The 20,037-nt window shown below is 50.6% G+C and carries 11 protein-coding genes; 3 read left to right on the plus strand and 8 right to left on the minus strand.

The window, feature by feature from the left end; genetic code table 11:
* Positions 1 to 18: 18 nt before the first annotated feature.
* The gene (locus tag ACYVI1_RS32190; RefSeq protein ID WP_460915895.1) at positions 19 to 1,575 is read right to left on the minus strand and encodes a RagB/SusD family nutrient uptake outer membrane protein; all 1,557 of its coding nucleotides are present in this window, start codon (positions 1,573 to 1,575) and stop codon (positions 19 to 21) included.
* Positions 1,576 to 1,688: 113 nt separating this feature from the next.
* Positions 1,689 to 4,787 carry a SusC/RagA family TonB-linked outer membrane protein gene (locus ACYVI1_RS32195; protein ID WP_460915897.1) on the minus strand — a complete coding sequence of 1,033 codons (3,099 nt, stop codon included), beginning with the start codon at positions 4,785 to 4,787 and terminating at the stop codon, positions 1,689 to 1,691.
* A 481-nt stretch (positions 4,788 to 5,268) separates the two neighbouring features.
* Here ACYVI1_RS32195 and ACYVI1_RS32200 point away from each other — a divergent pair, with 481 nt between their 5' ends.
* Positions 5,269 to 8,271 (plus strand): FAD-binding and (Fe-S)-binding domain-containing protein, encoded by a 3,003-nt coding sequence (locus ACYVI1_RS32200; RefSeq protein ID WP_460915899.1) that lies wholly within the window; start codon positions 5,269 to 5,271, stop codon positions 8,269 to 8,271.
* A 34-nt stretch (positions 8,272 to 8,305) separates the two neighbouring features.
* Here ACYVI1_RS32200 and ACYVI1_RS32205 read toward each other — a convergent pair whose 3' ends face one another.
* Positions 8,306 to 9,718 (minus strand): APC family permease, encoded by a 1,413-nt coding sequence (locus ACYVI1_RS32205; protein ID WP_460915901.1) that lies wholly within the window; start codon positions 9,716 to 9,718, stop codon positions 8,306 to 8,308.
* A 105-nt stretch (positions 9,719 to 9,823) separates the two neighbouring features.
* Positions 9,824 to 12,829, minus strand: a complete 3,006-nt coding sequence (locus ACYVI1_RS32210; protein WP_460915994.1) for a TonB-dependent receptor domain-containing protein — start codon at positions 12,827 to 12,829, stop codon at positions 9,824 to 9,826.
* Between the two features lie 212 nt (positions 12,830 to 13,041).
* On the opposite strand from ACYVI1_RS32210, the gene ACYVI1_RS32215 reads away from it, so the two are divergent.
* Positions 13,042 to 14,385 (plus strand): Gfo/Idh/MocA family protein, encoded by a 1,344-nt coding sequence (locus ACYVI1_RS32215; RefSeq protein ID WP_460915904.1) that lies wholly within the window; start codon positions 13,042 to 13,044, stop codon positions 14,383 to 14,385.
* Between the two features lie 79 nt (positions 14,386 to 14,464).
* On the opposite strand, the gene ACYVI1_RS32220 is transcribed toward ACYVI1_RS32215, so the two are convergent.
* The 3 genes from ACYVI1_RS32220 to ACYVI1_RS32230 all read right to left on the minus strand — a co-directional run bounded on the left by ACYVI1_RS32220 (position 14,465) and on the right by ACYVI1_RS32230 (position 18,119).
* Positions 14,465 to 15,421 (minus strand): FAD:protein FMN transferase, encoded by a 957-nt coding sequence (locus ACYVI1_RS32220; protein WP_460915906.1) that lies wholly within the window; start codon positions 15,419 to 15,421, stop codon positions 14,465 to 14,467.
* A gap of 94 nt (positions 15,422 to 15,515) precedes the next feature.
* Positions 15,516 to 16,619: a chorismate synthase gene (aroC, locus tag ACYVI1_RS32225; RefSeq protein WP_460915908.1), complete on the minus strand. Its 1,104-nt coding sequence runs from the start codon at positions 16,617 to 16,619 to the stop codon at positions 15,516 to 15,518.
* A 51-nt stretch (positions 16,620 to 16,670) separates the two neighbouring features.
* Positions 16,671 to 18,119: a BatD family protein gene (locus ACYVI1_RS32230; RefSeq protein WP_460915909.1), complete on the minus strand. Its 1,449-nt coding sequence runs from the start codon at positions 18,117 to 18,119 to the stop codon at positions 16,671 to 16,673.
* A gap of 120 nt (positions 18,120 to 18,239) precedes the next feature.
* Here ACYVI1_RS32230 and ACYVI1_RS32235 point away from each other — a divergent pair, with 120 nt between their 5' ends.
* Complete coding sequence (locus ACYVI1_RS32235) at positions 18,240 to 18,443, plus strand: hypothetical protein (protein ID WP_460915911.1); 204 nt, start codon at positions 18,240 to 18,242, stop codon at positions 18,441 to 18,443.
* Positions 18,444 to 18,580: 137 nt separating this feature from the next.
* On the opposite strand, the gene ACYVI1_RS32240 is transcribed toward ACYVI1_RS32235, so the two are convergent.
* Entirely contained in the window at positions 18,581 to 19,975 is a 1,395-nt protein-coding gene (locus ACYVI1_RS32240) for an MBL fold metallo-hydrolase RNA specificity domain-containing protein (RefSeq protein ID WP_460915913.1), read from the minus strand.
* Positions 19,976 to 20,037 lie beyond the last annotated feature (62 nt).

Genomic DNA, 20,037 nt, shown 5'->3' on the forward strand with positions numbered 1-20,037 from the left:
AAGCATAATTAAACTTGCTTAATAACCCGGATTCTGCTTCAGGTTCGGGTTGGAATCGACAGCCCGTTGGGGAATTGGGAATACGGCCCTTGTTTCGGGCGATGCCTGTGCCCGCTGATCAACCGGAGCGTTGAACGTACCGAAACGAATCTGGTCGGTCCGGCGAACACCTTCCCAATACAGTTCGTAGCCACGCTCCGCCAATATCGCTTTATCGTCGATTGGCGTTTTGTTGGCTACGCCCCGAACAGTCCGAAGCCCATTCACAATCGAAGCGGCTGTTTCGCCTTTCGGATCAGTTCCACCGCGTACCAGTGCTTCTGCCTTCATCAGCAATGCATCGGCATAACGGAAGAAGATATAGTCCGTACCGATATTATCGAAATTACCCGGTTGTGGCAGGTACTTAATTACACGGATACCCTTTGCTTCGGTTGCGTAGTTGATATTGATGTCCTTCGTGAAAATAAGTGGCGTACCGCCCCGTTCTTTCAACGGTTGGCCTTTTGCATCTACCTGTTGTCCAACTAAGAAACCGGCATTCAAACCAGTTTTGTCCGTTAAACCAGGATATGGACCACCCAAACGCTCATCTTTCGGATCGAAGCTATTGTAAAAGTCCGCAAGTGTTGTAAAACCATTCCAGCCACCGGGCTGCGTATTGTAGTGTAAGGTCATGTAGTATCGGTTACGAACACTACCAACATCATTACCCTGTGGCTTGTTAATCGTGAAGATTAACTCTTTCGAGCGCGTCCGGTTTTCCCAGTGGAAATTGTCAAAATACGTGCCTTTTGCCTGTAGACTATAACGGCCCGCAGTCTGAATAGCATTAATGTATTGAATGACTTTATCCATGTCGGCTTTAGCAAACGTGAACGGTCCGGCTGGCTTGGTTGGGTCGTTTGTATAAACGGCCTTGTTCAGATACATCTTTGCCAGCAGGAACTGAGCAGCACCTTTTGAAGCCGCTGTAGCAGCGCCGTAAGGTAGAACAGCTTCTGCTGCCTCCAAGTCCTTAATGATAAAATCAGTCGCCTGCACCCGCGTGAACACTTTCGGATTAGCTTCCAGCCCATCCGTTACTTCACGAAACGGCACCTGACCATATAAATCAACCACGTAATGCATAAAGAACGCCCGCAGGAACTGTGCTTCGGCCTTGATCTGCGGGGTTGCGTTGGCCGCCGATACAACTTGTGTTGCCCGGAAAACGGCTGAATTCATCGCATCCCAGGCATTGGACACCTGATCATGGGAGGGATCCCAGGTATGCTGGTGCAGTTTGCGCCATGTACCAAAATCATCCCAGTCTGTGCCGCGTGTCGGCCCCATCATTTCATCTGATGGATGTTCTTCCATGGCGTATACACCTGCCTGATCCGTTAGGCCATTCAGGGATGTGTAAACACCACGCAGAGCAGCGGCTGGATCGGCTATGGGAACAGGCTTGCCATCGCTGGACTCCGCCGATATTCCGTCAAGTACTTTGTCGTCAAGATCTGTACAGCTTGCGGTTGCCAATAGCAACGCAACAAGGGGCAAACCCAGCGACCTAAACTTTATAGTAGTCATTTTTTAAACGTGTTAGAAGAGTTGTTAAACTGTTACTTCCTTAGTAAGCTCCCTCAAACTGAATAATATACGATTTGTGCTGTCATTCAGTTTGAGGAAAGACTCACTATTTTTTAGAACCCAACATTTAGACCCAGCGTAAATGTGCGGGGCGTTGGGAACGCCGTGTAGTCGATACCACGCGAAGGAACACCATCAATGCTTTTGTTGGTGTTCACTTCAGGATCCAAACCGGTGTAACCCGTAAAAAGCAGCAGGTTCTGACCCGTCAACGATATCCGCAGGTTCTTGGCAAAACCGCCCTGTGGTAAATTGAAGGTGTATCCGATGTTGGCATTCGACAGACGAACGAAATCGACTTTTTCTAAGAAGCGCGTCGATGGCGAACCAGCGTTCAGCGGATTCTCAGCACTGGCACCTACTTCTTTCGTCACATTACGCCCATTTTTCAGGATACCCTTCAGGAAAAGTGCGTTGGCTGTGTTGTTATAGATATAGCCACCAAACTGACCGTTGAAGAAAATGCTGGCCGAAAACTTACCGAACGTGAAGTTGTTGGTCAGACCGAGGTTGTACTTCGGAATCGGGTTGCCGATAATCGAGTTAGCACCTCCGTTCTCGTACAAGCCTACATTCTGAAGACCATCCGCCGTGTTGCCGAAACCGGTAAACGTTGGCAGGTTGAACGAGAAAATTGAATAGCCGTCGCGGAATGTCTGGGCAAATGCACCCGACAAACCCTGACCACTGATAGCCCCGGTGTTGATGTTGGTGCTGCCGAAGTTCTGAATCGTATTCTTCAGATAGGTAGCATTGGCCAAAATTTCCCAGCCAAAGTTTTCCTTCTGAAGTGCCTGGAAGGCCAGCGATAGTTCGACACCATTGTTGATTACCTGACCCGGCAGGTTGATAAACCGGTAGGTAACGGCGGCAGGCTGTGCATAACGAATCTGGAACAATAGATCGGAGGTCGATTTGTAGAAGTAATCGATGTTACCCGACAAACGACCTTTCAGGATCGTGAAGTCAATCCCAGCGCCATACTGTGTGGTTTGCTCCCAGCGTAGGTCGGGATTGGGGTTGTTGTTCTGCGTCAGCGAACCATCTGAGTTTGCCGAGAAGATAATCTTCGACGCGCCACCCGAGAAATCCTGGTTACCTGTGATACCATAGTTCAACCGCAGTTTCAGATCATCGAACACGCTCTTAGGGATGAAACTCTCGTTCGATAAACGCCAGGCAGCCCCCAGCGAAGGGAAATAGCCATATTTATTATTTACCCCAAAACGGGATGAACCGTCTACCCGCAGAGTACCGGTTAGCAGGTACTTATCACTGATATTGTAGTTCACCCGACCAAAAAACGATTGTAGTTCATTCTGACTACGGTCTGAACCGCCTAAAAACGCCTTGTTATCGTTGTTGTTGACACCGTCGATGTTATCAACAAGAGGGATAGCATAAGTCGTAAAGAACTCAGACCGAACGAAGTCACCCCGGTTTTCAAATTTCTGATACGAGAAACCAGCCACCGCGTCTAAAGCACCTGTACCAATCGTTTTGTTGTAATTCAGCGTGTATTCGATCAGTCGTGAGTTGCGGTAGCGGTTCTGAATATAGGCCCGGCCCCGACCGAATGTGTCATTGAAGCCTCCCAAACGACCGTCGATACCCGTCCGGCGAATACCCGTCGATGCGTCGAGACCAAAGTTGATCTTAGCCGACAGGCCATCCAGAATACGCCATGTGCCCGATACGCTGGCCAATGTCCGGTTTGTGTTACCTGAGTCATCGATATAATCCAGTACAGCCGCTGGGTTCCGATAGTCACCACTGCTTTGAGGGTATGTAATGGTGCCATTTGCGTTCGTAATCGGCGGAGCATAGTAGAATGATCCGTCCGGGTTACGAACTGGGTAGGTTGGATTAGCCTGGATGGCCGCGCCAATCAGGTTGCCCTGAAAACCAGCGTTATCTCCGTTCAATACGTAGGTATCTTTTACACCCGAAGTAGTCAGCGACAGGTCAAGAACAACCTTATCGTTGAACAACTCATGGCTGGCGTTAATCCGGCCCGTCAGGCGTTGCAACGCAGCTTTCTTGATGATACCCTGCTGATCCGAATAGCCCACCGAAAACAGGTAACGCGTATCCTGATTACCACCACCGAAACTCAGGTTGTAGTTTTGCGAAATACTGGTGCGGAAAATTTCCTTCTGCCAGTCGGTATTGGCACCCCGGTCGACAGAAGCGCGGTCGCCACCGGCGGCTACTACTCCGGCAACGAAGCCGGGGCCGTCGAGCAGGTCATATGTACGCAGGGGCGAAGAGATGCTTGTCGATGCCGACACGTTCACCTGCTGTGAGCCTGACTTGCCCCGCTTGGTCGTAATCAGAACAACACCATTGGCACCCCGTGCGCCATAGATGGCCGCCGAGGAAGCATCTTTTAATACCGAGATGTTCTCAATGTCGTTTGGATTCAGGAAGTTTAATGGGTTACGCGACGAGGTCGTGCCACCACCAAAGTCCTGACCACCTGCGCTAACTTCGCCACCATCAAGAGGCACACCGTCAATAACGTACAGCGGGTTGTTGCCGCTTCGGATGGAGGTTGAGCCACGAATCTGGATATTGATACCAGCGCCTGGCTCACCACTGGCGGGTGTAATCTGCACCCCGGCAGCACGGCCCTGGAGGAGTTGTTCAGGCGACGCAATAACCCCCTTGTTGAAATCTTTTGGCCCTAAGGCTACGATACCACCCGTTACGTCCTTTTGCTTTTGCGTGCCGTAGCCAACAACCACAACTTCCTGAAGCGCTTTGGTGTCGTCAACCAGCTGAACGTCTACAGTAGCGCGGTTACCCACGGCCACTTCCTGGGTTGCGTAGCCAATAAAGCTCAGCACCAGTGTTGCGTTGTCCTCAACGTTTGCCAGCGTATAAACACCGTCACCGTTCGTGTTTGAACCCCGCGTAGTCCCTTTAATCTGTACGCTTACTCCCGGTAAGCCAAAACCCGTTGGGTCTGTTACCTTCCCCGTCACGGTGCGTCCTTGCGCCCATGCTGCCTGATTACCCAGCAACAGCATCATTGCCAGTATGGTCAGAAAGCCCGAAAGCGCTCTCCGTCCAAACGGCTGGAGTTGGAGATTTCCAACCCGACCTACGTCGCCACCGAAGCGGTTCATTGAGTAGGATTTGTTTATCATAGGTTTACAGTAAAAAATGGAAATTAGTGATGTTCTGGTTAAAGATTATATACTACATTTTCTTGACGAAATACTAAACTTTGGGTAACACACAAAAGTTGTATAGCCTTCAATTTTAGTAACTTGACGAGAAATTATAGAATGTAAAACTGAACCAGTTAGCAAATTACATCATGTTATAAGGAAAATACAAGTGCTGACATGTTAAAATCAGGGTATTTATTGTCAAAATCGTATCATAATATTTCTTAAATGATAATAATATATTTAAACTATTTAAATAAAATTGTAAATTATTTCTATTGTTTATCTACTGATTATCAGTATATTATACTATAAATATCAGGAAGAATTATATAATTTTTCCATTATATAGGTTTCGACATTTTTGGTGGGTTTACAGAAAAATTTATAGTAATTACACGTAATTTTGTCTGCTTATTCTCATAGCTGTCACTCCAGCAGCAGCGAATTAACTCTCATGCGTGCCGAATCCCTTAAAAATTTAGCGAGTCAGCTCACCGGCGACCTTTTCGACGACTCTACTCAACGAATATTATATGCGACTGACGCATCAGCCTATCGGGAAATGCCCGTTGCCGTTGCCGTGCCGAAAACACTTGATGACCTTAAAACGCTGATTGCCTTCGCAAGGCAGCAGAAACGCTCCGGCATTCCGGCATCATTGATCCCACGCACGGCGGGAACGTCACTGGCGGGTCAGGTTGTGGGTAGTGGAATCGTGGTCGATGTGTCAAAACACTTTACTCAAATTCTGGAAATCAACCCAAAAGAACGCTGGGTACGAGTCCAGCCGGGTGTTATTCGTGATGAGTTAAACCAGTTTTTGAAGCCCTACGGTCTGTATTTTGGCCCGGAAACCTCAACGGCTAACCGGGCCATGATTGGCGGAATGGTTGGCAACAACTCCTGCGGGTCCAACTCGGTGGTGTACCGGGCCACGCGTGAGCATACAATCTCCGTAAAAGCGTTGCTGGCCGATGGCTCTGAAGTTGAATTTGGACCTGTAAATGGTGGGGATTTTACGAAACAAGTGGGCGAAGCAAGCCAAAAAAACGGCTCATCCACCCTGGCTGACAAAATTCTGCTTAAAACAAATGACATTTTGTCGGATTCGACAAACCAGGAAGAAATCCGGCGAAATTTCCCAAAAAAAACCATCGAACGGCGCAATACAGGCTATGCATTAGACGCGCTGCTCGACATGGAACCCTACACACCGGGCGGAGAATCGTTCAATCTGGCTAAGTTCATTGCCGGTTCGGAAGGTACGCTCTGCTTTCTGACCGAAATCAAACTAAATCTGGTGCCGTTGCCGCCTAAAGAAAGCGGATTAGTATGTGTTCATTGCCACTCCATCGACGAGGCTCTGCGGGCTACGCTGGTGGCCCTGAACTATAAGCCTTATGCCGTCGAATTAATTGACGACATTATTCTGGAGCGGGCCGATACGAATGCTGAACAGCGAAAAAATAGCTTCTTTGTTCAGAAAACGCCCGGCGATCACTTCCCCATTATTTTAGTCGTTGATCTGTCGCGCGATACGCGAAGCGAAATTGAGCAACTGGCCTCCGCAATGATTGCCGACATGCAGGCGGCAGGCATGGGGTATCATTACCCGCTTCTGTTTGGCGATGACTCCAAAAAAATCTGGACGCTCCGCAAAGCGGGCCTGGGCCTGTTGGGCAACCTCCCCGGCGACGAAAAAGCGGTTGCCGTTATTGAAGATACCGCCGTTGATGTACACGACCTGCCTGATTATATCCGGGATTTCAATGAGATTTTGAAAAAGCACCACATGCACTCGGTCCACTACGCCCACGCGGGTTCAGGCGAGCTGCATCTGCGGCCAATTATCAATCTCAAAACCGAAGAAGGCCACCGGCAATACCGAATGATTGCGGAAGAAATTGCCACGTTAGTCAAGAAATATGGCGGATCGCTATCGGGCGAACACGGCGACGGGCGGCTGCGGGGCGAGTTTATTCCGCAAATGGTTGGCCCACACAACTACGATCTGATGCGGCAGATAAAGCACACCTGGGACCCGGAGGGCATTTTCAACCCCGGCAAAATTGTTGAAACGCCCCCAATGGATACCTTTCTTCGGTACGAAGCGGGGCAGCAAACGCCAGCCTTTCAAACCTATTTTCGCTACAAAGACCAGGACGTGCTCCAACATGCCGAGCAGTGTAATGGCTCAGGCGACTGCCGCAAAACACAGGCTTCGGGCGGAACCATGTGCCCAAGCTACATGGCTACCCGCAACGAGAAAGACACGACACGGGCGCGGGCCAACATCTTACGCGAAATGCTGACGCGCTCGCCGAAAGAAAACCGGTTCGACCACGAAGAAATCAAAGACGTTTATGACCTGTGCCTGTCGTGTAAAGGCTGCAAAAACGAGTGTCCATCCAACGTAGATGTCGCCAAATTAAAAGCTGAGTTTTTACAGCATTACTACGATTCAAACGGTGTGCCGATTCGGTCAAGGCTAATTGCGAATTTTGCCCGGCTATCTGGTTTGGCCTCGTTGATTCCCTGGGCCTGGAATGGCGTAATGGGAACGCCTTCGCTCCGGCGCATTGCCAATCGAATTGTTGGCTTCCATCCTGACCGCACTATGCCCATGATGGGCAGGACGACGCTCCGGCGCTGGGCGCGGAGCAGGGAGCAGGGAGCAGGGAAGGCTTCAAGTTCCGGGCACCTTGCCGTGACGACGGACCGACCACGCACTGTACTCCTTTTCTGCGATGAGTTCACGAATTATAATGATGTAGAGGTTGGACAGAAAGCGATTCAGTTGTTCGAGCGATTGGGGTATGAGGTTGTTATTCCCGAACATGGCGAGAGTGGCCGGGCAGCTTTATCGAAAGGAATGCTTAAATACGCTAAAACGCTGGCCGAGAAGAACATACGACTTCTAAAGGTTGTTGTTTCCGAAGAAACACCTTTAGTTGGTCTGGAGCCGTCGGCCATCCTGACCTTCCGTGACGAGTATCCTGATTTGGTCGATGAATCATTGATAGCCGACGCAAAACGTATCGCTGAACACACGCTGACGTTTGAGGAATTTATGGCGCGGGAAATAGACGCCGGGCGAATTCGGGCTGAGCAATTTACAGACGAAAAGCGATTGATAAAATTACACGGTCACTGCCAGCAGAAAGCTGTTTCGTCGCTGGTGCCGGGCAAAAAAGCCCTGTCGCTTCCCAAAAATTATACCGTTCAGCTTATTCCATCAGGCTGCTGTGGCATGGCCGGTTCATTTGGCTACGAAGCCGAACATTATGATGTGTCGATGAAGATTGGTGAACTGGTGCTGTTTCCTGCCGTTCGTCTGCAACCCGACGATGTACTTATTTCAGCTCCAGGCACCTCCTGTCGTCACCAGATTAAAGATGGAACTGGTCGAAAATCACAACACCCCGCCGAGATATTGTTTGACGCACTGAAGAAGTAGGGTGGACGGTCGGCCACAGCCGTGGAAACCCACGCTACAGTTTTTCAAATGGCCATTGTTTTCTGACACCCGCCGACAGCAAAAATGCCCCAATACCTAAGCCAATAACCGTTAAACCAGAAAGCATAAAGTTCAGGCCCGTTGAAAAGAAAACAAACAGCCACACGCTGATAGCCAGCAACACCGGGAGCGGATAGAGGGGCATTCGGAAGGGAAACTCAGCGGCTGCCCGTCGGCGGTGAAGCAGGAGTAAACCAATAGCCTGCCCAACAAACTGCACCACAATTCGCATGGCTAAAATGGCTGTTATGACATCGCCAAGCCTGAACAGCAGGCTAAAGACAAAACCCAGCGCACCCAGAAATAGCAGCGATACATAGGGAAACTGTCGGGTTGGATGAAGCTTCGCAAAAATTTTGAAAAACTGCCCGTCGGCAGCCGCCGCATAGGGAACGCGCGAATAACCCAGCAATACGGCAAATAACGACGAGAAAGCCACTAAAAGCACTAAAACGGTTGCCAGTCGAGCGGCTTCGGGTCCATATAATGTTTCGACAAACGTGCTGACAATGAACTCACTATGTTGAGCAGTTTGCCAGGGAACTACACTCACAATACTCAAATTCATGAGCAAATACAGACCCGCAATACCAACAATAGAAATGAACATGCTGACCGGAATATTACGGGCAGGTCGCTGAATCTCGCTGCCTAAATGGCACACATTGTAATAGCCGAGGTAGCAGTAAATTGTTTTAACGGATGCCTGCCCGAGTCCGGCGGCAAGCAAACCGCCACTCACCGACCCAACCGACTGGAAGGTGTCTGCCAGGGGAATTCGGGCGTTGCTCAATCCACCGATGATGATCCACCCCAGCGTAAGCAAAACCGCCCCCCACATAACCAGTCCAATATTGCCAATCGAGTCTATTTTGCGATACAACAACACAATGATAATCAGCACAATAACACCGGAAACGGCCTTGCGCTGCCATTCATCCAGTGGCATCAGGTAAGACGCATACTGCGAGAATCCAATAGCGCCGGAGGCAATAACCAGGGGAGCCTGAATGAGCGTTTGCCAGACGTACAGAAAGGAGAGCAGCCGTCCCCACCGTTTCTCTCCGTAAGAAATCTTCAGGAAATTGTAGCTTCCACCCGCCAGCGGAAAAGCCGCTCCCAACTCCGCCCACACAAACGCGTCGATTAAGGATATAACCGCCCCCAGAACCCAGGCCCACAAAAACAGTGGCCCACCGAGCGTTTTAATAACCAATGGCAACACCACAAAAGGACCAATGCCAACCATGTCGATCATGTTCAGGGCGGTGCCTTGCAGGAGTGTCAGGCGACGGGGCAAATCAGGCGAAGCTGAATCAGGAAGCTGATCGGAAGAGGTAGTGTTGCTCAATAGTGTAGAGAAAAAGCCATACCTGACAAAGGTCATAAATCGGCTAAAAGTTCGGCTAAAAATAGGCTCTAACAAACAAAAATGCCCCACCCTCAACGTTGAGAGCAGGGCATTTCCTACTACAATTTTCTGCTTTTCTGGTTAGTTCATCAACTCATCAAACGTCAAACTAATGTAATACGTCGATCCAACGTAGGCGCTGCCATACGCCTGGAAATAAGGCTTGCCAAACAGGTTAGTTGCGCCTACTTTCACAATCGACTTAAACCGCTGAACTTTATAGTTCACCTGCGCGTCGAAGTTACTGATGGCCGGAACAATTGTGTTAGTGTACAGAGGAACTCCCGCTTCCGTAGGCTGTCCGAAACCCTCCCAGGTAAACGAATCCTGGTGTTTAAAGGCTAAGGCGTAGCCAAAATTAGAACCGCTCACCGGTCGCTTGCTCAGGGTCAGATTGAAGCGATATTCGGGCGTGTTGAATTGCGCCGTTTGCAGTTCGGGTGAGGGTGTAAAGTTGTTCAGTTTGTTATTGGCAATGTTACCTGACAGACCATATCCTTTGGGCAGTTGATAATTCAGGCCCAACGCCCAGCCCGAAGCAGTAATTTCCTCACTGCTGTTGGCGGGCATTGAGAATACCCGGCGCGTATCGCCACTCAACACTCCCGATGTTTCGGGCAGTACGCCCGGTGCAATGGAGCGGGTTGGTTGAATCAGCACGACAGCACCAATAAAGTTTGTGTATACGCTATAATAGTAATAGGCATCAACAAACAGGCGTTTCCCAAAAATACCCCGATAACCAACTTCATAGTTTGCCACACGCTCGGGCTTAAACTCCTTCCGCTGGTAAGGTTTCAAATTGCCGATGTTAGCGCTGACAGCCGCAGCCTGAATAGCATTTGGGGCGTTGGCCGTAACCTGCCTGGTAACCTCCTGCTGAATAATACCCGGAGCGGCCGCAGCCGGAATCTTACCCGCTGCCACACTAGCCGATATTGCCGCTGTCACTAAGGCACCAATTTGCGCGGTAAGGGCATCAACAACCTGTTTCTGGAAAGCCGGGCTGGCGGCCTGCGTTTGAATGGCCGCTCCTACTGCTGCAACATCGGGCCGGGCGTATGAATTGGCCAGGTTATACCGGGTATAAAACTCGGGCAAGGCCCCAATTAACCGGGCCTGGGGCGTCTGAAGGTCGATGTATTGGTTCTGCGTAGTTGGGATGCGGAAGCCCGTTTGGTAGGACACCCGAAAATTATGGTCGCCAAACGTCGTTACCGCCGACACGCGGGGCGTAAACTGACCATCGAAATTCTGGTTCTTATCGTATCGAACCGAGCCGGTCAGCTTCAGGTGTTCACTAAATAAGGATTTGCTGACCTGGGCAAACCCACCATATTCGGATATGCCAATCCGACCATTGCGGCCCTCGGCCTGATCCGCAAAGAGCGTACCTTCGGAGCCTAACTGATACTGGCGGTAGTTAGCGCCTATCAGCAGGTCAGCGAATTTAATCTGGTTTTTGAAGTTGTAAACCGCGTCGATATGGTACAGGTTCGACTTGTCGGTGAACGCCCCTCCCCCCTGGCTGATAGGTGTAGTCCGCACTTTTTCATACAGCGTATTGTAGGCATCTGAACCCGGCGCTGGCCGGCCCTGATCGGCCACGCCCCGGGCCGTGAGGTGAGCGGCATCGTCGGCCTGTCCGGCTCCGCGAGCCTGAGCGTAAGCGCCCACGTATTGCCCAAACCAGGTCGAGCTGGGTTTCCAGGATTCGTTCAGGAAGATGCTGGCTAATCCTGCAGTGTATGATTTCCCTGAGCGCTCCTGGGTCGTGTAGGCACGCAGGGTGAAGTTGTCGCCCCGCAGTTCGAGTTTGGCCTGCGTCAGGCTGAAGTCACGCAGCGAATAGCGCCCATTGGCCGTATACACCGTAGTGCCAAAGCCATAGTTTACCTGGGCGATGGCTTCCACTTTTTCGGTGAGCCGATAATGCAGGGCACCGTTCACCTTTAGACTTTTCGTGTTGTAATCAACTAAGTCCCGCTCCAGATAACCTGTGCGGCTCACGTTTACGTTGGGAAGCAGCGCCAGGGCTGCAGGCTGCAAAGCCCCTGCCGTGATTAAGGCCTGCCCCACTGAACGCATATTTGCCTGTGCTTCGTCGCCATACACGTTCATGCCATCGTAGTTGACCGCCGTACCGGCTCCCCGGTTCGGATCAGCGTTGCCGCCAACGTTCAGGTTTTCATAGTTTGTTGCCTGCCAGTCCTGAGCTTTAAGATAGGACAGATTGATTTTGAAGGCAACGCGGTTATTAAACGCTTTCGCATACCGAATCGACGCATCGTAGAAGCCGGTGTTGGCAGTCGTCCGGTTGTCAGCACTCATAATACCCGTTTTAACGTTGGCACTCAACCCCTGATATAAAAACGGGCTTTTGCTGTTGAGCAAAATCAATCCCTGAATGGCATTGGGGCCATAAAGTGCTGAAGCAGCACCCGGCAGAATCTCGACACTTTCAACATCCTGCTCTGGAATGCCCGCAATGTTGTCAATTGGGAAATTCAGGCCGGGGGCCGAGTTGTCCATCCCATCGATTAGCTGTACAGTACGCGGGTTTCCCGTCGAACCAAACCCACGCATATTGACGGATTTAAACAGCAGCCCCTGTGTAGCAATGTCAATTCCCTTCACGTTCGCCAGGCCATCATAAAAATTAACCGACGGGGTCGACTGAATGGCCCGTATGTCCATTTTTTCGACCGAAACGGGGGATCTGAGAACGCTTTCTTCTACCCGCGAGGCCGACACAACCACCTCCTGGCCAATGGTTACCTGTTCTTTCAGGCTAACGTTGAGGTCGGTTCGGTTGCCATTGATAACAAACTCCTGCGTTTGGAAACCAACTGCCGAAATGGCGACGGTAAAGGGGGTGGGTGTATTGGTCGTGAGTGAGAAATTACCCTTCTGATCAGTAATCGTTCCGATAACTTTTCCTTTCACGGCGATACTGATTCCCGCTAATTCTTCTTTTCTGACCTCTTCGGTCACTTTACCGGCAATTCGCGTTTGGGCAAAGGCGTTCGCGCTCAGCAAACACAGTATTCCCAGGAAAAACTTCGCATAAGTAGTTAAAATCCGCATAAACGTATACTTAAAAGTGAGTGGCATATTAATTCAATGCTTTAACGCTAAACTTACGGATAAGTCTGATTTTTGTACAAATTTTTCTTGTCATTGATAAACTTTTTTATTTTTATAGGCACTCTGAGTCCTATGTATCAAATAGATAGTAAATCTGCCAATAAATTGTCTTTTGCGCCAGATTATGTTTTCAACCGAAAATAGCTCTTTACATGACTAACGAATCGAATCAGGATCGCCGGGCATTCCTGAAAACCTCCAGCCTGCTTACGGGTGGCGCTATCCTGAGCAGTCTGCCCTTTGGCGCCCAGGCGGGCTACCATTTCTCCGTAAATGATACGATAAAAGTAGCCCTTATTGGCTGTGGTGGCCGTGGCAAAGGTGCTGCCCTACAAGCGCTGAGCACAAAACAGAATGTTAAAATTGTAGCTCTGGCCGATGCTTTCCGCGACCGTTTAGACGATGCTTATAAAGTCCTGACCGAACGCGGTGCCAAAGCCGCCGATGATTCGTCGAAGGTCAATGTACCAGAGGACCATAAGTTTGTGGGTTTCGATGCTTACAAGCAGGCTATAGCCTTAGCCGACGTAGTTATTCTGGCGACGCCACCGGGTTTCCGACCCAGCCATTTTGAAGAAGCGGTTCGGCAGGGGAAGCACGTTTTCATGGAAAAACCTGTGGCCACCGATGCACCGGGTATTCGGCGCGTGCTGGCGGCAGCGGAAGAAGCCAAAAAGAAAAAACTGAACGTAGTGGTTGGGTTGCAACGACGCTATCAGCCCAGCTACCGCGAGATGATCAAACGCATTCACGATGGGGCCTTAGGCGACATTGTAGGCGGGCAGGTCTATTGGATTAGCGGGGGCGTCTGGCAGAAACCGCGCCAACCAAATCAGACTGAAATGGACTACCAGATGCGGAACTGGTATTACTTCAACTGGCTCTGTGGTGATCACATCAATGAGCAGCACGTTCACAACATCGACGTAGCGAACTGGGTAAAAGACAGTTATCCCGTTTCCTGTCAGGGCACGGGCGGGCGGCAGGTACGGAATGGCAAAGACTATGGCGAAATTTTTGATCACCACATCGTCGATTATGTCTATGCCGACGGCACGACCATCAATAGCCAGTGCCGTCACTACGAAGGCACCTACAGCCGGGTGGACGAAATGTTCTTAGGCACAAAAGGTAAAGTTGAAGGTATGGAAAAGAAAAGCAGCGCATTGTTAGACTACAAAGGTCAGCCTATTTATACCTACAACGCCAAAGCGGACGGCAATCCGTACCAGATTGAACATGACGAACTGTTCGAGGCTCTTGCCAAAGGGGAGTATAAATTTGCCGACGCCGAACGAGTGGCGAAGAGCACAATGACAGCCATTATGGGGCGTATGGCAACCTATTCGGGCAAAGTCGTGAAGTGGGACGAAGCCCTAAACTCACAAATTGACCTTTTCCCAACTACGCTGTCCTGGGACGCCATGCCCAAAAGCCAGCCCGACAAAGACGGTTTTTATCCCATTGCCGTACCGGGAAAAACGGTAGCGGTATAGAGACGCAATCCCACGCGTCTTATGACCGGATGGTTTTTGCTGACGCATAGGAGACGCAATATTTTGCGTCTCTACATACTCAAAACGGGGTCGACTGCCACGTATGCAGTCGACCTTTTTTGTTTTCCAGAATAAGAAGTTTGACCCCAGGAAACCGCTTAACTAACCGACGGCTTTTCGGCAACCCGGCCACGCTGAAAACTTTTGTAAGCGCGTCGGCCCGGTAACCATCGGGCGCCAGCACGGTTACCCGAACAAAGTGGCGTAGACCTAAGCCAGAGCCGGGATTCATGATGTGCGAATATCGGTGGCCCTTGTGTTCCAGAAAACGGTATGTGTCGCCGGAGGTGGTTATGGCTGCGTTTCTGAGTAAAATGGTTGCAGTGTCAGCATCGGCAAGTGCGCCCGAACCAATGCCTACGCGCCAGCCGTTGCTGCCCGGAGGAGCATCGCCTGCGAGTATATCGCCCCCTAAATCGAGTAAAGCTGATTTGATGCCGAATTGGTGAAGCACCCGCAGGGCTTCGTCAACCGCAAAGCCCTGTCCGATACCGCCAACATCCAATCGCATTTCAGGGCGAAGTAATCGAATGGAATGAATTTTAGAATCCAGTTCCATCAACCGATACCCCACGGCGCGTCTGGCCCGGCGACGTTCGTTTACGGTTGGGAATTCCTGCCGCCGAACAGCTCTCCGCCACAATAGCGACAGTGGTCCGACCGTCGGGTCGAAGCGGCCCTTAGAAAGCCTGGCAATGAGTTGGGATTTTTGCAGAACATCGAACAACTCCGGCGATACTGGTATCCATTGGCCGCTTCCTGCCGTTGCCGACAGCCGGTTGATTTCGGACCCGTCCAGATAATCGCTCATAATCTGGTTCAGTGAATCCATCCGGGCCGACACGGCGGCATTGGCACGTTGAGCGGTCAGGCTATCGGGCGCGTAGAAAATAACATTGAACTGCGTTCCCATCAGCCCACGGTGGAAGCTAAAGCGGCTTTGTGCCTGGCTAACAGTTGCCAGCAGCAAGCTCATAAAGCCGTAAAAAAGCCGTTTGTGAATCCACAAACGGCGGTATACGCCAGGTTGTCGTATCAAGCTATACCCCAGATAAATCACCGATACTTGCTTAAAGAATTCCGGCCTCCTTTTTTTCCACCTGCGCTACTTTGTTTCGCAAATACATATCGGCCAGAACTAATGCGGCCATCGCTTCCACAATGGGCACCGCACGGGGAACCACGCAGGGGTCGTGCCGTCCCTTGCCCGACACCGTAACGGGCTGGCCGTGAACATCTACACTATCCTGATCCTGCATGATGGTGGCAACGGGCTTAAAGGCCGTGCGGAAATAGATGTCTTCGCCATTGCTGATACCCCCCTGAATACCACCCGACTGGTTCGTTTTTGTTCGGACATTCCCATCGGCATCCGTATAAAATTCGTCGTTATGCTGCGAGCCATATAGTTCTGCTCCGGCAAAGCCGCTGCCATATTCAAATCCTTTTACGGCGTTGATACTCAGCATTGCTTTGCCTAACTCGGCATGAAGTTTATCGAAAACGGGTTCGCCCCAGCCAGGCGGAACACCCGTCACTACGCAGTCGACTATGCCCCCGATGGAATCGCCCCGCTTACGGGTTTCGTCGATGTACTGAAACATCTGTTCGGCGGTTTCAGGGTCGGGGCAGCGAACGGCGTTCTCTTCGGCAAGCGCCAGATTTAGTTCCTGATAAGGTTGCTGGAGTTTGAGCTTGCCCACCTGCGAAACATAGGCCTGAATTTGAACGCCTTGCTGCGCCAGCAATAATTTAGCAATGGCCCCGGCAGCAACACGAGCCGCCGTTTCGCGGGCCGATGACCTGCCACCTCCCCGATAATCGCGGGAGCCGTATTTGGTTTGGTAGGTGTAGTCGGCATGGGAGGGGCGGAATTGCCCGGCAATGTGGCCATAATCTTTGCTGCGCTGGTCGGTATTGCGGATAAGCAACGCAATGGGCGTCCCCTGTGTTTGTCCCTCAAACACACCCGAGAGCACCTCAAATTCGTCGGCCTCGCGCCGTTGGGTTGTAATGCGCGACTGACCGGGTTTTCGCCGGTCTAATTCGTGCTGAATAAACACAGCGTCGAACGGTAAACCGGCTGGACAACCGTCGATCACCACGCCGATACCCGGCCCGTGCGATTCACCAAAAGTAGAAAGTTTAAACAGGGTTCCGTATGTACTGCTCATCTTGGGTAATACTCGCTAAACCATCAGTTGTCTGGCACCAACGAGTCTGCTTTACTTCTTAAAAAAAATAACAACCATACCGATCAACATGACAACAATCAGCACATTGGCAATAGCCCGAATCAGGGTTGATGTGCTGATAGACTGGCGCGTACTATCCATTTTCTCAATACCGGCATAAATAGAATTTCTGCCCACCGTTACGGGCATCCCGTCAACGTTCGTGCTGGATTCTGTGCCCGAAAAAACGCCTTCGTTCACGCCTGTCGAGGAACCGGATCCAACCTGCAACATCACCTGGGGCCGGAGGGTATCATATCGTGCTGTTTGCGGGTCGAAATAAATCCATTGAAACCGATTTGACAAGGTAACCGGGCCATTTTGATGGGGTACAATGAAATACGTAAATGTTTTCCTTCCTGTCACGTCATTACCCGTGTGACTTAGGCTATGGCGTTCTTCGGGCGGAAACACGTCCATGTCCGTAGTCTCGCCGGGCAGTATGGGTGCTGGCAAGGTCGCAATGTTGCCAGTTCCAGTTACGGTGAAGGCATAGCGAACACTTTTCCCAGCTACGATATGCTGTCGTTCTAACCCCTCCTCCAGTCGAAACGTTCCGACCGGCACACGTCCCCGCATTGGGTGATTGGGCAGCGGCTTAACGACGATAGTAAGTGGTCTGCTACTGAAAACAACCGTTTCGGCCTGGGGTAATGGCGGGCCAATGACGGGCCGTGGCCGGGATAACTGAAGCGACACAGCGGGCAACCGCAGTGACTGATTCGACAGAGGGAAAAAGATGGATTGATAAAGTCGAAATTCACGAAATTTTTTCCCCCTGATAACCAGTTGAATGGGCTTTAATTCAGTGATAATGAGGTTTTCCTCCCATGAATTAGCCGGTCGAATTTTTTTGATGATGGCCTGTAACTGCTTGTCGAGTGCGGTAAAGTCCAGTGCGTAAGGATAATTATCAGCGATGAAAAAGGAGAGTGAAATACCCACACTCTCGCCAGTATAAATGGTTGGTTTTGAGGCACGAAGTGATAAAAACGCAGCGCCAGTAGGCACGATACCGACTGTGGCTGGGGTTATACCGGCTGTTGGAGTTGCTGAAGGCTGAACAAGCAGGACAGCGCCTTCTGAGCGCACCGTTTCTCCATTCGCATTGATCGTAAAGGGCGGTAGCCGAAAACGGCCCGGCATACGAGCCTGATAATTTTGTGTAATAACCTGATTAATAACTGTTTGTCCACCTATCTCGCTCTGGGTTACGCTGGCGGCTGCGCCTTTTTTAGTAAAGCCGGGTATATCGGGAAAGGCAATGGTGGGGCGGGTCTCACTGTTTGGAATGACAACCGAAATAGTGAAGGGCCGTTCAATAGGAAAAATAAGTTGCCCTAATTCAATAGATACAAGATTATCAGCTACTTGGCCAAAGCCGATGGATAAGTAGCAAAAAAATAATACAAAAGATTTGCGGAATATTCCAAACAACATTGTTATTTTGGGGCAACAAACTAGTAGGTTAACCGTTACGCTTAAAGTACCCGAACCAAGAACGAATCAGTCCACCTCTTTTGATATCCATAGGTTTCTTCAACCAAAAAATCACTCCCTATGCTCTCAATGCTTGAGTACATCAAAACCATCCTTCAGAAGGTAAGTTTTGATAGAGGTCTTTTTGAAAAAGAATTGGCCAAAGCTATTAAAATGCTCATTCCCAAAGAAGTAAAGCAACTTAAACGCTGGTGTTACGCTCAATTTGGTAAAATGTATCGTGTTGTGCTAAACCGTTGCTTTGCCCGGGTGCGGTTCACCTGACGAGGTTTTCTTACTTTTCTATACTCAGCAGGCCCCGACATCAAAAATCGGGGCTTTTATTTTGTCATTCCAACGCAACCGGGCGACCGGCTGCGTTGGAATGACAAAATTCTATCAAATTTACTAGCATTTCAGCCTCACGACGTCATCTTCGCCCGCATCTCTGGTATCTCGATATGCTGAAAGCCTGCAGCCTGCAAATGCTCTTTCCAAACAAGTTGTTTATCATATTCACCGTGAACGAGAAATACCGTTTTCACCTGGGCCGGGTCCTGGCAACTTAAAAAATTCAACATTTCGCGGTAATCGCCGTGGGCCGAAAATGAATCCATCGTAGCAACACGGGCAATAACGGGGTATTGTTCACCAAAAATCGTGACCTCTTTATCACCCCGCTTCAGCGCACCGCCCAAACTGCTTGGCGAAGCATAGCCTACCAGCAAAATAGTCGTATTGGGCTTCTGTATGTTGTTTTTTATATGGTGCTTAATGCGCCCGGCCTCGGCCATTCCCGACGCTGAAATGATGATGCAGGGTTCCTTACTGTCATTGATGGCCTTCGACTCATTTACATCGGTAATGTAATGCAGATTGGGAAAGTCGAACGCGTCGCCATCTTTTTTGATATAGGCCAGAATTTCGGGGTTAAAATCCTCCTCGTGGTCACGCATCACCTTCGTGGCCAGCACGGCCATCGGGCTGTCGATATAAACGGGCAGCCTCGGCAGGCGACCCTCACTCTCCAATTGGTCGAGGGCATAAATCAACTCCTGGGTGCGGTCGACGGCGAAGGCCGGGATGATAAGTTTACCCCGCCCCACAACGCAGGTTTGCTCAACAATGTCGAGCAGATGGGATTTCATGTCGGGCTCGCTTTCATGAAGCCGGTCGCCGTAGGTCGATTCGCAGATAATATAGTCGGCCTGCGGAAACGTATCGGGCGAGCGCAGAATTTTGTCGTTGGGCCGGCCAATGTCGCCACTGAAAAACAGCCGCTTTTCGGCGCCGTTTTCATGAATGGTCAAACTAACCGACGCGCTGCCCAGCAAATGGCCGGCATCGGTCAGTAAAGCCGTCACCTCATCGCAAATGACAAAGGGCTTACCATAGTCAACGAGCCGCATCTGGTCGAGCGCCTGTGCTACATCCTGTTCGTCGTAAAGGGCTTCGAGTTCAGCCTCTCCGCGTCGCTGCCGCCGTTCGTTCACGCGTTCAAGGTCGCGCTCCTGAATTCGGGCACTGTCCATGAGCATCACTTCGCAGAGGTCGATGGTGGATGCTGTCGTGTAAATTGGCCCGGTAAACCCTTGTTTCACCAACCGGGGAATCAGCCCGGCATGGTCAATATGGGCGTGTGAAAGAACCATGTAATCGACCTGGGCCGGGTCGAAGCCAAATTGCTGATTCAGCTCGTCGGTATTGATACCCTGAAAAAGGCCGCAATCAAGCAGAATCTGTTTGCCACCGGCGGTGGTGAGCAGGTGTTTGCTGCCCGTGACGGTGCGGGCCGCACCAAAAAATTGAATGGTCATGAGTTAAGAAGCTGTTCTCGATGAATCTGTGCGTTTCTTTGTTACGTATTAATCGCTCAACG

The sequence above is a fragment of the Spirosoma areae genome, from assembly GCF_054781775.1.

Excerpts from the sequence above, each read along its gene's own strand:
- ACYVI1_RS32190 (WP_460915895.1), bottom strand. The coding sequence starts at position 1,575 with ATGACTACTATAAAGTTTAGGTCGCTGGGTTTGCCCCTTGTTGCGTTG.
- ACYVI1_RS32195 (WP_460915897.1), bottom strand. The coding sequence starts at position 4,787 with ATGATAAACAAATCCTACTCAATGAACCGCTTCGGTGGCGACGTAGGT.
- ACYVI1_RS32200 (WP_460915899.1), top strand. The coding sequence starts at position 5,269 with ATGCGTGCCGAATCCCTTAAAAATTTAGCGAGTCAGCTCACCGGCGAC.
- ACYVI1_RS32205 (WP_460915901.1), bottom strand. The coding sequence starts at position 9,718 with ATGACCTTTGTCAGGTATGGCTTTTTCTCTACACTATTGAGCAACACT.
- ACYVI1_RS32210 (WP_460915994.1), bottom strand. The coding sequence starts at position 12,829 with ATGCGGATTTTAACTACTTATGCGAAGTTTTTCCTGGGAATACTGTGT.
- ACYVI1_RS32215 (WP_460915904.1), top strand. The coding sequence starts at position 13,042 with ATGACTAACGAATCGAATCAGGATCGCCGGGCATTCCTGAAAACCTCC.
- ACYVI1_RS32220 (WP_460915906.1), bottom strand. The coding sequence starts at position 15,421 with ATGAGCTTGCTGCTGGCAACTGTTAGCCAGGCACAAAGCCGCTTTAGC.
- aroC (WP_460915908.1), bottom strand. The coding sequence starts at position 16,619 with ATGAGCAGTACATACGGAACCCTGTTTAAACTTTCTACTTTTGGTGAA.
- ACYVI1_RS32230 (WP_460915909.1), bottom strand. The coding sequence starts at position 18,119 with ATGTTGTTTGGAATATTCCGCAAATCTTTTGTATTATTTTTTTGCTAC.
- ACYVI1_RS32235 (WP_460915911.1), top strand. The coding sequence starts at position 18,240 with ATGCTCTCAATGCTTGAGTACATCAAAACCATCCTTCAGAAGGTAAGT.
- ACYVI1_RS32240 (WP_460915913.1), bottom strand. The coding sequence starts at position 19,975 with ATGACCATTCAATTTTTTGGTGCGGCCCGCACCGTCACGGGCAGCAAA.